Source organism: Flavobacterium pygoscelis, from assembly GCF_023162025.1.
Lineage (GTDB): Bacteria > Bacteroidota > Bacteroidia > Flavobacteriales > Flavobacteriaceae > Flavobacterium > Flavobacterium pygoscelis.
The window spans coordinates 25,335-37,725 of the sequence record NZ_JALNUB010000012.1; the positions used below are offsets into that span (position 1 = coordinate 25,335).

The 12,391-nt window shown below is 31.7% G+C and carries 10 protein-coding genes; 3 read left to right on the forward strand and 7 right to left on the reverse strand.

Annotated features, from left to right (window positions below; translation table 11 throughout):
• Positions 1-69: 69 nt before the first annotated feature.
• Both MW871_RS14620 and MW871_RS14625 read right to left on the reverse strand, forming a co-directional pair.
• Positions 70-639: a cob(I)yrinic acid a,c-diamide adenosyltransferase gene (locus MW871_RS14620; protein ID WP_210645826.1), complete on the reverse strand. Its 570-nt coding sequence runs from the start codon at positions 637-639 to the stop codon at positions 70-72.
• A gap of 262 nt (positions 640-901) precedes the next feature.
• On the reverse strand, positions 902-1,588 hold the full coding sequence (locus MW871_RS14625; protein ID WP_188051233.1) for an ABC transporter ATP-binding protein: 687 nt from the start codon (positions 1,586-1,588) through the stop codon (positions 902-904).
• A gap of 371 nt (positions 1,589-1,959) precedes the next feature.
• Between MW871_RS14625 and MW871_RS14630 the strand changes: the two genes are divergently transcribed.
• Positions 1,960-2,625 (forward strand): DUF6565 domain-containing protein, encoded by a 666-nt coding sequence (locus MW871_RS14630; protein ID WP_188051234.1) that lies wholly within the window; start codon positions 1,960-1,962, stop codon positions 2,623-2,625.
• A 176-nt stretch (positions 2,626-2,801) separates the two neighbouring features.
• Here the strand turns inward: MW871_RS14630 and MW871_RS14635 are convergent, their stop codons facing one another.
• Both MW871_RS14635 and MW871_RS14640 read right to left on the reverse strand, forming a co-directional pair.
• The gene (locus tag MW871_RS14635; RefSeq protein ID WP_188051235.1) at positions 2,802-3,431 is read right to left on the reverse strand and encodes a carbonic anhydrase; all 630 of its coding nucleotides are present in this window, start codon (positions 3,429-3,431) and stop codon (positions 2,802-2,804) included.
• 30 nt (positions 3,432-3,461) lie between these two features.
• The gene (locus MW871_RS14640) at positions 3,462-4,241 is read right to left on the reverse strand and encodes an O-methyltransferase (RefSeq protein ID WP_248429155.1); all 780 of its coding nucleotides are present in this window, start codon (positions 4,239-4,241) and stop codon (positions 3,462-3,464) included.
• 232 nt (positions 4,242-4,473) lie between these two features.
• Between MW871_RS14640 and MW871_RS14645 the strand changes: the two genes are divergently transcribed.
• Positions 4,474-6,024, forward strand: a complete 1,551-nt coding sequence (locus MW871_RS14645) for an SDR family oxidoreductase (RefSeq protein WP_248429184.1) — start codon at positions 4,474-4,476, stop codon at positions 6,022-6,024.
• Positions 6,025-6,109: 85 nt separating this feature from the next.
• Here MW871_RS14645 and MW871_RS14650 read toward each other — a convergent pair whose 3' ends face one another.
• The 3 genes from MW871_RS14650 to MW871_RS14660 form a co-directional block, all read right to left on the reverse strand.
• A complete protein-coding gene (locus MW871_RS14650; RefSeq protein WP_188051237.1) occupies positions 6,110-6,268 on the reverse strand; it encodes a hypothetical protein in 159 nt (52 codons plus the stop codon).
• 752 nt (positions 6,269-7,020) lie between these two features.
• A complete protein-coding gene (locus MW871_RS14655) occupies positions 7,021-8,550 on the reverse strand; it encodes a carboxypeptidase-like regulatory domain-containing protein (RefSeq protein WP_248429156.1) in 1,530 nt (509 codons plus the stop codon).
• A gap of 270 nt (positions 8,551-8,820) precedes the next feature.
• Positions 8,821-10,683: an ATP-binding cassette domain-containing protein gene (locus MW871_RS14660; RefSeq protein WP_188051240.1), complete on the reverse strand. Its 1,863-nt coding sequence runs from the start codon at positions 10,681-10,683 to the stop codon at positions 8,821-8,823.
• 480 nt (positions 10,684-11,163) lie between these two features.
• Between MW871_RS14660 and MW871_RS14665 the strand changes: the two genes are divergently transcribed.
• On the forward strand, positions 11,164-12,390 hold the full coding sequence (locus MW871_RS14665; protein WP_188051241.1) for a hybrid sensor histidine kinase/response regulator: 1,227 nt from the start codon (positions 11,164-11,166) through the stop codon (positions 12,388-12,390).
• The last annotated feature ends 1 nt before the right edge of the window (position 12,391 follow it).

Below are 12,391 nucleotides of genomic sequence, written 5' to 3' on the forward strand. Positions count from 1 at the left end.
TTTTTCATTTTGAATACCTCTAAAATTAAAAAACCATTACTCTTTTCTTAAAGCTTCAGGACTGAAAACTTACTTCCTCGGTATCCATTGCACTTCGTTAGCATTCAAGTCATGAGACAACTTTCGTGCCAACACAAAAAGATAGTCAGAAAGTCGGTTTAAGTACTTAATTGCAATCTCGGCAACGGGTTCATTATGACTTAAATGAACGGCTAGACGTTCTGCTCGACGGCAAACACAGCGTGCAATATGACAATATGACACAGTAGTGTGTCCTCCAGGAAGTACAAAATGTGTCATTGGCGGCAAGGCTTCTTCCATAGCGTCAATTTCATTTTCTAATAATTCGATATCAGATTCAATTATTCCTAGTTTTTTTAATCGTAATTCTCCGTTTTTCATGACCTCTTTTTCTGGTGGAGTAGCAAGAATTGCTCCCACTGTAAATAACCGATCTTGAATTTCGATTAAAATTTCTTTGTAATGGATATTCATTTCTTGGTCACGAATTAATCCGATATGGGAGTTTAACTCATCTACGGTTCCGTAACTTTCTATTCGGGCGTGGTCTTTAGGTACTCGAGTTCCTCCAAAAAGAGCTGTCGTTCCTTTGTCTCCCGTTTTTGTATATACTTTCATTTTTTTGAATTAGTGTTTTGGATCAAATTTAGGCTATTAATTTGATTCTTGAAATAGGAGAAACTTCAAATGGATTTATTACTAAAACTAAGCCTTCTGTAAAAGTTTAAAACTTTTTTTAACTATTATAGAAGTTCTTTTTACAACTCGTTACTAGCCCGGATAGTAGTGAAAATCCTTTATTGCTATTTTAGCCTTTTTGGAGGCGAGAAATAGCAATAAAGATTGTAGCGGATAGCCGGATTAGCTCCTTGAAAAAAAATTATTTTGTGGTATCACTTTCTATTAATCCATCGCGCAAACGAATGATTCTATTAGCATAAGCGGCAATTTCTTCCTCGTGAGTTACTAGAATAACGGTATTCCCGTTGGAGTGTATGTCACCAAATAGTTTCATGATTTCTAGTGAGGTTTTGCTGTCTAGATTTCCGGTAGGCTCATCGGCCAGAATGATAGACGGTTTGTTGACCAAAGCTCTAGCGATAGCTACACGCTGACGTTGTCCTCCAGAAAGTTGGTTGGGTTGGTGATCCATTCTATCGGCAAGATTTACTTGTTCTAGAACTTCGGTAGCTCGTTTGTTGCGTTCTGATTTAGAAAAACCTGCATATATCATGGGTAATGCCACATTATCTAGGGCAGTTGTTCTAGGTAAAAGGTTGAAGGTTTGAAAAACAAAACCTATTTCTTTGTTTCTTATTTCGGCTAACTCATCATCTTTCATTTTGCTTACATCTTTTCCGTTCAAAATGTAATTCCCAGAAGTAGGGGTGTCTAAGCATCCTAATAAGTTCATTAAGGTAGATTTTCCAGATCCCGAAGGACCCATTAAAGCTACATATTCGCCTTTATTTATTTCTAAATCAATGCCTTTTAGAACATAAACGATTTCATTTCCAAGTACAAAATCTCTTTTGATATTCGTTATTTTTATTAGCGGGTTTGCCATTAGAATGTATGATTTTTAACCTTAGACTTTGCTCAGGCTACTATTAATTTAGATTTTAAAAGTACAAAAACTTTTGAACTATTAATAAGTAGTCTTTTTTTTAATTTGTTACACTGTTTAGAATAATGAATTTTAATTTCTACATCATTAAGTTTAGTTTAATACTGCGATTTAGATGATTTTTCTAGTGGTTTATAAGCTAAAACAAGTTATAAACTTTTATATTATTTTAGTTAATATTTTTATAATTCAACTAAGTTTTTGTGTTATTTCACAATTTTTAAGATTAGTTGTATAATTATTGGTTTATTATTGAATATTTCACAATCTGATATACATTTGTTTCATAATAATTAATTAAATCAAAAATTATGAAAACTCAAAAACTAGTATTAGGATTAGCAGTAATGGCTATAGGATTTACATCATGTAAAGATGAAAAAGCAGAACAAGCAAAGAAAAAAGTTGATTCGTACGTAACTTACGTAGATTCTCTTGGAAACGTAGCTGAAGCTGAAGCAGCTCAAAATTGGGAAGGTATTGAATCTTCATACCAAACTAGAGTAGGAGAAGCTGAAGTTGCTATAGCTGATATGAAAGATAATGCTGAATCTCAAGCAAGAATTGATGCTAGTAAAGCAAAATATGAAGCTTTAAAAGTTAAAGTTGAAGCTCAAAAAATGGCTGCCGCTGCTGCTGCAAATCCAAAACAACAAATGAGAAATGCTTTGTTTGGTGAAGGAAAAATAGGTGATGATATGAATTTTGGTTGGGTAAATGCCGCTAATATTCATAGTGTTTACCAACAATTTGTTCATACTGTAGAAAACAACAAAGACAAATATTCTCGTGAAGATTGGGATGAAGTAAAAGCAATGTATGAAGCGTTGGATAGCAGAAAAAATACAGTAGAAAAAGAAGGTCTTTCTTCTGAAGACAATAGAAAAATTGCTGGTTTAAAAATTAAATTTGCACCGATGTACACTCTAAATAGAATGGGAGCTAAATCAGAAGAAATGAAAAAAGCTAAACAATAAGCTAAACAATAAGCTGAAGAATAAGGAATAGTTAATTCAATAGGAAGATGACAGTCAGTAATGGCTGTCATTTTTTTTGGTTACCATTTTACGATAACGAATAAATGTATAAAAGGCTGTTTCAATAATTTTGAAACAGCCTTTGTTGTAAATTTTAATTGAAGAGGATTATTTTATTAATCCGCTATTTTATAAATGGATGTAATTTCTTTAAAGATAGCATCAACATCGATATTTAAATCTATTAATTCTCCGTTGTGAATATCAAAAACCCATCCGTACACTTTTAGATTGCGTTGTCTATTGGCTCTCTGAACTTCAGCGGTTTTAATCACGTTGATGCATTGTTCTTGAACATTCAACTCTACTAATCTTTTGTATTTTTGACCTTCCTCTTCTATTGCATCAAGCTCTTGTCTGTGAAGACGGTATACATCACGTATGTTTCTTAACCATGGATTTAAAATCCCTAAATCGGCTTGTTGCATGGCAGCAAGTACACCGCCACAACCATAATGGCCACAAACTACAATGTGATTTACTTTTAAACTCGTTACGGCATAATTAATAACAGACATCGAATTAAGGTCTGTATTGGGAACCATATTAGCAATATTTCTGTGTACAAAAACTTGTCCAGGTTCTAATCCCATTAGATCTTCGGCAGAAACGCGGCTATCAGAACAACCTATATAAAGGAATTCAGGAGTTTGTCCGTCGCCTAATTTGTCAAAATATTTTTCGTCGCTTTGAAGCTTTTTTGCAATCCAATTGCGGTTATTCTCGAAGATCTGTTTGATGTCCATGTAGTATATTTAGATTGCAAATATAATAATCTATACGCGAATGATGAAATGTTCTTTTGGTTGTTCTCTTCTAAAAAATACAAATCCCCACTGAAACGTGTCTATCGTTACGCTAACTTTATTATGTTTTTGTATTATTTTCCAGGCCTCTTCCATATCTTTTGACCAATGAATATCATCAAAAATCCATACCGTTTCGTTGGTAACTGTAGGAAGTAATGCTTCAAAATAATCTAAAGTAGCTTGTTTTTGGTGGTTTCCGTCAAAATAAATAATATCAAATCGTTTAGATTTTAAGTCGCTGTTTTTTAAATAATGACTAAATTCTGAATTTAAAAATTCAATATTTATGCATTTGAATTTTTGCAACTGATTTTGAGCAACAGATAAGGTGTTTTTGCAGCCTTCTAAAGTTGTGATTTGTGCCTTTTTGTTTCCTAGAGAAAGTGCAGCAGTTGCTAATCCTACTGAAGTTCCTATTTCTAAAACAGATGAAGGCTGAAAATAATTTACAATACGGTATAATAATTGGGCTCTTCTTGTTGAAATTCCCGCAGTTGTAGCAATCTTTGAAATTTCTCTTTTATTAGATTTAAAAACTTTGGAACCGGCACCAAAATCAGTGACTTCAATAGTGTTTTTGTTTTCTAAAAGTGAATTCCTAAACTTTTTTAAAACCTCATATTCTGATTTTATTTTACGATCATAAAAGCATTTTGTCAATAAATTAAAGACAAATGGAGAATGAACTGCATGCTCGTTTTTGGAATGCCAAAGAAATTTTAGATATGATTTTACTTGAAATAACATAAAGGTTTATTACACAGAGTTGCACAAAAAAAAGCGAAGATACTCAGAGAATTCTTTACATTAAACACAAATTTTACTAATTACTACAGATTTTCTCAAGAGTATGGGTAAAAAGTATTTTTTGTTATGGCGTGATTCTTTTCGAAAATGAGTTAAACTGATCTCGTAAACTTTTAAAAAACTATATTTGCCGACTTGAAATTTACACTAAGAATAATTCCCGTTTTTTATGATGACGAAAGATGAAATAGCGCCTACGATTGCTATAACCTCAAATGAAATTGACAGATGTATCGCCATTTTGTCACAGTTAAATACTGATACCGATCAAATATTTGATATTGAAAAAGAGCAAAGAACAGCTTTGATAAAAGCAGCGGGACAGTTTTCGAGACCAGATCGTGATGAGCTTTCTCGCAGAAAAAAGGACGGAAGATTAGTGGCAAAACGCAAGAAAGAAAAGCAAGATAAAACGGCACGTAAAGAAACCGGAATTCGTTATGCTCGTGAAGCTAGTGTGTTTGTAGCTCCAAAATTATTGGCTTTTAATGAGCTTAATAGCAAAGAGCAATTAGAATTAGAAACCCCTAGAAATTGTTATGTATGTAAAACACCATTTACAAAGATGCATCACTTTTATGATACGATGTGTACCGATTGTGGTGATTTTAATTATGCCAAACGTTTTCAAACTGCCGATGTAAAAGGACAAGTATCAGTAATTACGGGATCTCGACTTAAAATTGGATACCACATCACACTAATGCTTTTGCGCGGTGGAGCAACGGTGATTGCAACAACTCGTTTTCCGGTGGATTCGGCTTTGCGTTTTTCTAAAGAACCCGATTTTATAGATTGGGGACATCGCTTAAAAATACATGGATTGGATTTAAGACATATTCCAAGTGTCGAAATATTCTGCAATTTTATAGAACAGAAATACGAAAGATTGGATATTCTAATTAATAATGCGGCACAAACGGTACGACGTCCTGCAGGGTTTTATACTCATTTGATGCAGAATGAAGAACGCCTACTTTCTGATTTACCCAAACAAGCACAAGAATTATTATTAGATCACACAAATTGTTTGGATGAATTGAAGATATTGACTTCTGGCGCCTCTTCCAATCAAAATATGCCAGTAACTTGGCACGGACCAGAACCTGGAATTGGTTTGCGAGCTTCCGCTAAATTATCTCAAATTCCGTATTCATTTGATAATGCCTTAGTGGCAAATGAAGTTTTTCCAGAAGGAGAACTTGATGCCGACTTGCAGCAAGTCGATTTAAGGAAAACAAATAGTTGGCGATTGAAATTAGGTCAAATAGAAACTACTGAAATGATCGAAGTACAACTCGTTAATTCGGTAGCGCCTTTTGTATTATGCAACCGCCTTTCGGAAGTGATGAAAAAAGAAAATACAGGACAAAAACACATTATAAACGTTTCTGCGATGGAAGGTAAGTTTCATCGCTTTTTTAAAGAAGCGCGTCATCCACACACGAATATGGCGAAAGCGGCGCTAAATATGCTTACTCACACGGCAGCAGGAGAATTAGCTAAAGTTGGAATTTTTATGAACGCCGTTGATACCGGTTGGGTAACTGACGAAGATCCGGCTGAGTTAGCCAAAAAGAAACAAGAAGAGGAAGATTTTCAGCCACCATTAGATATTGTTGATGGTGCAGCCCGAGTAATGGATCCGCTTTTTGACGGAATTAATACAGGAAAACATTGGTCCGGTAAATTCTTAAAAGACTACAATCCGATTCCTTGGTAAAAAAAATAACTTCAATAAAAAAACCACAACTTGATCTAATTCTGTTGTGGTTTTTTATTATAAATTATCAAAATACTGTAAATAATTACTTGAATTCATTTGTAATTTCAGTATGTCTTTTATCATAATTGGCGCAATCTTTTCCTAATTTAAATATGAAAAAAAATACAATACCTGCCAGAATAATAGTTGGTATTAACTTAATTTCTTTATTTAGAAAAGATTTAGAATTGTATTTTTTCATAATTTGTTTTATTTATTGATTTTAAACTTCTTGTTGTCTCTTCGTTTGCCATGGTTGGAAAATTTAGAAGTAGAGTGTTTATGCTAAGTAACGATATAAATAAAAACTGTAATCCCATTAAAGCCTTACTTACTGAAAAAGGTTGTTTTACGTTTCTTTTTTATTCTTTCAATATTTGCTTTAAATGATATTCTAAATGAACAACATAATCAATTATTAAAAATTCCAAAGTCAAATTTTTATCGTTAATTTTTATTTCTCGTATTAAATTTTCTTTTGGTATTCTTTTGATGATTTCAATGAGTTGTTTATTGTAAACTTTCCAAAAGGAAATTATTTGTTCTTTTTCAATTTCTTGATAGAAATTATATTCATTCCATTTATTTTGATCATACTTTATTTCTGGATTTTCTTCAAATTGTCCACGTATAAATCTTTGATGATTATTTGTAGCGCTATCAATTAAATGTCCAATAATTTGTTTTTTACTCTACTTATTTGCAGAGTGTTTTTTAGAAAAAATTTCATCTTCAATTTTACTAATAATTTCAGGAATTGTTTCAGTTAAATATTCAAGTCGACTAATTGATTGTTGAAGCATCTTTTTATTTTATCAAATTTCTAACATTTTCTCATTTTCTCATTTTTGTAAAAATAGCAAAATTGCTGTATTAATATTTTACAATTAATAACGATTTTTTTTTTAAACTATATAAAGCACTAATGATCCAGAATTTGTGCAGTTTAAATAATTAATTTATAGCTTTAAAACGCTTCATTTCTTCTTGTGGTTCTATAGCATTATATTGTTTCCAAATACTAGCATCGTAGGATTTTACATTTAGAAATTTAAAGTCAACTTCTTTTATTTTTTCAATTGTTTCAGTAGCTATTTTTGATCTTGATATGTTTAGGAATTCAGTAGTAGAGTTTGCGTTTCCCTCTATTTTCATGTCAATTGAAAGTACATCTTTCTCTCCTTTGGCTAACTCAATAAATTTTAATGGGCGATTCACATAAAAATACATTCCTGAATCTATTGTTGCATATTGCAAATAATAGCCGTTTCCTTCTGATTTTTTTTGAAAAATAATTGTTCCCTTGCTCACATTCTGAGACACTTTGATGCCTAATAGCAATTTCATGTTAAAACCCTCTAGTTTCTCGCCTTCATCTAAGGTATAGTCTACTCTTAATACAGCATAGTCGTTTTCTGAAACATATAATTTTCCTGAAAACTTTGCTTTACTTCTTCTAGGTTTAAAGGTTATTACATAGGCAAATTCATTATCAGCAAAATAGGTCGTTCCTTCGTAGGTATAATTATAAAGATCTGGGTCTGTTATAAAATTAAATTTCTTGGTCTGAGCAAAGTTATTTTGTGACAAAAATGATGTAATATTCCTTTTAGCGCTAGTCAACTGATTGGTTGCTTCAATACCTATTTTTTTATTTTTTCTGCTATTAAAATCTTTTCGCAAAGAGATGGAATCACGAGAGCCAAAAAGCCCACTTTTTACTCGATAATATTTAGTAGAATCAAGGTGTTGCAACATCATATTCATCGCTTTTTTTTCTAAATCCTCAGAGGAAGTAGCGCTACCTTCATTTTTTAACTTGGTTGCTTTTAAAACTTCTAATTTTGAAACGAATGAAGTTTTGCTTTCTTTTTTTACATTGGTGGTGTAATAATTACCAAGAATATCCGTAAATTCTTTAGGCGGGTGAGTAATTAGATTATTAGAAAAATTTTTGATATCAGCATTTGCTTTTTGAAGCGTCTGTTTAGTAAATCCTGTTGATTTTTCTATTTCCACATCAATTGTCTTAGGTTTAAAATAGTCCGATCGTCTGTAAAACACCATATCTTTTGATGGTGTACCATCACTTACATAATTACTTTTCAAGTTGGCTTTGACATTCGCCATAATCTGATCAGGATTTGGTTTTACATTGGATATAGTAACATCATTCAATTCATAAACAGCGGGAACAAGTTGAATAATAAAATTTGATTTTTTCAAGTCAGCAACATTAATTTGCTGATTGGCATATCCTAAATAGGAAATACTAAGTTTTGTTTGCTCTGAGCTATTACTTTCTGAAAGTGTAAAAAAACCTTCGGCATTAGAAACTAAATTTTCAGAATCGTTTACTCTGATATTCGCATAGGGAATACTTTCTTGAGTAGTGGCATCTATTATTTTACCTTTAATGTTCTGTGCAACTCCTATTTGATGAAGCAATAGAAGTAGAAACGATTGGATGATGATTTTTTGCATTTTTTGAATAATTGATTTGATGATTAATGATGTTTTCTAATTTAGCTCCTTATTGAATTGATTATAAGATACTATCGTTCTTTTTAGCGTTCCAAATATAGAAGATATTACATCATACTAATTATTAGTGTAACAGTTTATTAACATTTTTCTTACGAGTAAAACTTTTTTTTATAAAAAAGAAACCCAAATAACTTTAGTTTTGACTAAAATTATTTGGGTTTTTTAATACTAAATAGAAATACTATTTGTCTTGAGATATAAGAAGTTTTATCCTTCCATCTTAGCACTCAATTCAAACCAGCGTTCTTCTTTTGCTTCTATTTTGTTTATGATATTTTGCAATTCATTTGCCTTTTTTTCGATACTATCATCAGCTACTTTTCCTTCTGCAAAAAGCTGTTCAATCGAAATTTTTTGAGCTTCTAAATCCTTAATTTCTTTTTCCGTTTTCTGATATTCTTTTTGCTCGTTGAAAGTTAAGTTTCCAGTAGGATTATTTTGTTTCCAATCTTTCTTCTCGGCTTTATTTTCCTCTTTTTGAGCCACATCAGTACTGTCTTCATAAGCTCTAAAATCAGAATAATTACCTGGGAAATTTTCTACCACTCCTTGACCTCTAAAGATGAACAAGTGATCTACAATTTTATCCATAAAATAACGGTCATGCGATACTACTAAAAGACATCCAGGATAGTCTAAAAGGAAGCTTTCTAGCACGTTTAACGTCACAATATCCAAGTCATTTGTTGGCTCATCCAGAATCAAAAAGTTTGGATTCTGAATCAAAACCGTACACAAATACAGTCGTTTTAATTCGCCACCGCTCAATCGATCTACAAAATCATATTGTTTTTTGGCGTCAAAAAGAAAACGCTCTAGTAATTGTGAAGCAGAAATCAACTTCCCTTTCATCAACGGAATAAATTCTCCGTATTCCTTGATCACATCAATGACACGCTGTCCTGGTTTTGGGTTAATTCCGCTTTGCGTGTAATAGCCTAATTTTATAGTTTCTCCAATCACTACTTTTCCGCCATCAAGCGGTAAAGTTCCAGTCAATAAATTCAGGAAAGTCGATTTACCCGTTCCGTTTTTACCAATGATTCCAATACGTTCTCCGGGTTGAAAATCAAAACTAAAATTATCCATGATCACATGGTCCTTGAATTTTTTAGAGATTTTGTGAAGCTCAATAATTTTGCTTCCCATACGCTCCATGTTTATTTCAAGCTCAACCTTATTCTCGCGACGACGACTTTGCGCTTTTTCCTTAATATCGTAAAAATCATCTTGACGCGATTTAGATTTAGTTGTTCTCGCTTTTGGTTGACGGCGCATCCATTCTAATTCTTTTACGAATAGGTTTTGTGCTTTATCCACACTCGCATTTTCAGATGCAATGCGTTCCTCTTTTTTCTCTAAATAATAGGAATAATTCCCTTTGTAGTTGTATAATTTTCCATTATCAAGTTCGATGATTTCATTACAAACACGTTCCAAGAAGAAACGGTCGTGTGTTACCATAAATAAGGTAATATTTTCTTTGGCAAAATAACTTTCTAACCATTCGATCATTTCTAAATCCAAGTGATTCGTAGGTTCATCCAAGATTAATAAATCAGGACGATTGATCAAAATAATAGCTAATGACAACCGTTTTTTTTGTCCACCTGAAAGGTTTTTTACTTTCAGTTTGAAATCTTCTAATTTCAACTTGAACAAGATTTGTTTGTATTGCGTTTCAAAATCCCAGGCGTTATGCTGGTCCATTCCGTCAAAAGCTTTTTGGTACGCTTCTTCATCTTCTGGATTTTCTAATGCTTTTTCGTATGCTTCAATCACCTTTAAAATCTCATTATCCGACGCAAAAATGCTTTCTTCAATAGTTAATTCCTCTTGTAGATTATTGTTTTGCGACAAGAATGCCATTCTAATTCCTTTTCTCAAAACTACTTGACCTGTATCTGATTCTTCCAAACCATTAATGATACTCATAATTGTAGTTTTTCCAGAGCCGTTTTTGGCTATAAAGGCAATTTTTTGGTCTTTGTTAATCCCAAAAGAAATGTTTTCAAAAAGTGTTCTTTCTCCAAAAGACTTGGAAATATTTTCAACTGATAAGTAATTCACAATGCTAATTTTTTTGCAAAAGTAAGCTATTAAATGACTAATTGCGAATTGTTTATTTTAATATGACTTTTTGTCTCTAAAGTGTTGAGATATTTTGATAAAATACGCATTGATTTATTAATTCGGTTTCGTTTTACTCTTATAATCTCTATTAGAATAAAGGCCTATGTTGAATTTTTTTTAAAAAAAATCTTTTGTTTTTAATATATAAGATCTTAGAGTAATAAATTTTAAATGGGTAAATGAATCTATTTAATGTTTCAATAATTAAAAATAATAGTATAAGATTTAAGGTAAACTTTGACTTTTAAACATGGGAATTATGTAATTATCTTACTCTGTTTTGAAAGAATATTTTGTATTTTTTTTATAAATTTGGACGATTTATGAATTTTTTCAATTCATTTATTTTTAAACTTGATAACAATTTTCGGAAAGGTTTTACTTTAATTAAACCATACGATTTACCTCCAATATTAAATGATATTAATTGTAGATGACATTGTAGCAAATATAATTGCCTTAAAAAAAACATTAGAATTGCACAATATCGATGTTGATACTGCAGAATCTGGTGAGGAAGCGCTTAAGAAAATTTTAAAAATTAATTATAGCCTGATTATAATGGATGTTCAGATGCCTGGACTCGATGGCTTTGAAGTGGTAAAGATTTTATCGGGCAACAAAAAAACAAAAGACATACCGGTTATTTTTTTGTCGGCAATTAACATAGAAAAGAAATATATTTTTAAAGGTTACGAAACTGGCGCTGTTGATTATATAACAAAACCCGTAGATTCAGATTTGTTAATTCTAAAAGTAAAAACATTTATAAAAATCTACGATCAGCAGAACGAATTGAAAGTGATGAAGGATTTACTTTCTAAAGAAATTGCTATTCGAACCGAAGCTCAAGATAATTTAGAAATGAAAATTATTGAGAGAACTAAAGAATTAGTTTTGAAAAATGAAGAATTAGAATTCAAAAACCACGAATTACAGCAGTTTTCTTGGGTAGTTTCACATGATTTGAATGAACCAATCCGAAAAATTCAAATCTTTATCGGAATTCTGAAAGACTTATATTTAAAGGACAATCCAAAAGCAATAGATTATGTAAATCGGACAATGAAATCGGCCGAGCGAATGCAAACTTTAATTAGTGATTTGCTAGCTTATTCGAGATTGTCGTCAAAAGTGGTTTTAGAAAAAACAGACTTAAATATAGTTTTACAAGAAGTGCTATCTGATTTTGATTATCAAATAGAAAATAAGAATGCCGTGGTAAAAATATGTGATTTACCCGTAATTGATAGTATTCCGAGTCAGTTAAGACAAGTGTTTCAGAACTTGATAGGAAATGCGCTCAAATTTTCAGGGAATGTTGCTATTCCTACCATAGAAATTAGTTCAGAATTAATCTTGACCAAGGATTTTGAAGGCCAAGCTTCACCAGAAGGTAAATTTTGCCGAATTACTATTTCTGATAATGGAATTGGTTTTGATGAAATTTATTTGGACCGAATTTTTGTTATTTTTCAAAGCTTGAATGATCGCTCTATTTACGAAGGAACCGGAATAGGACTTGCCATTTCTAAAAAAATAATGGAAAAACACAACGGACTGATTACTGCAAAAAGTCAATTAGGAAAAGGTGCTAGTTTTATCCTGGTTTTGCCCTTACAACATGATATTCAAAACAATTAGA

What these genes read in the sequence shown, in the direction of transcription:
- MW871_RS14620 (WP_210645826.1), bottom strand. Translation starts at nt 639, where the DNA reads ATGAAAGTATATACAAAAACGGGAGACAAAGGAACGACAGCTCTTTTT.
- MW871_RS14650 (WP_188051237.1), bottom strand. Translation starts at nt 6,268, where the DNA reads ATGAAAAAATACAATTCTAAATCTTTTCTAAATAAAGAAATTAAGTTA.
- MW871_RS14645 (WP_248429184.1), top strand. Translation starts at nt 4,474, where the DNA reads ATGACGAAAGATGAAATAGCGCCTACGATTGCTATAACCTCAAATGAA.
- MW871_RS14635 (WP_188051235.1), bottom strand. Translation starts at nt 3,431, where the DNA reads ATGGACATCAAACAGATCTTCGAGAATAACCGCAATTGGATTGCAAAA.
- MW871_RS14665 (WP_188051241.1), top strand. Translation starts at nt 11,164, where the DNA reads ATGATATTAATTGTAGATGACATTGTAGCAAATATAATTGCCTTAAAA.
- MW871_RS14630 (WP_188051234.1), top strand. Translation starts at nt 1,960, where the DNA reads ATGAAAACTCAAAAACTAGTATTAGGATTAGCAGTAATGGCTATAGGA.
- MW871_RS14655 (WP_248429156.1), bottom strand. Translation starts at nt 8,550, where the DNA reads ATGCAAAAAATCATCATCCAATCGTTTCTACTTCTATTGCTTCATCAA.
- MW871_RS14625 (WP_188051233.1), bottom strand. Translation starts at nt 1,588, where the DNA reads ATGGCAAACCCGCTAATAAAAATAACGAATATCAAAAGAGATTTTGTA.
- MW871_RS14640 (WP_248429155.1), bottom strand. Translation starts at nt 4,241, where the DNA reads ATGTTATTTCAAGTAAAATCATATCTAAAATTTCTTTGGCATTCCAAA.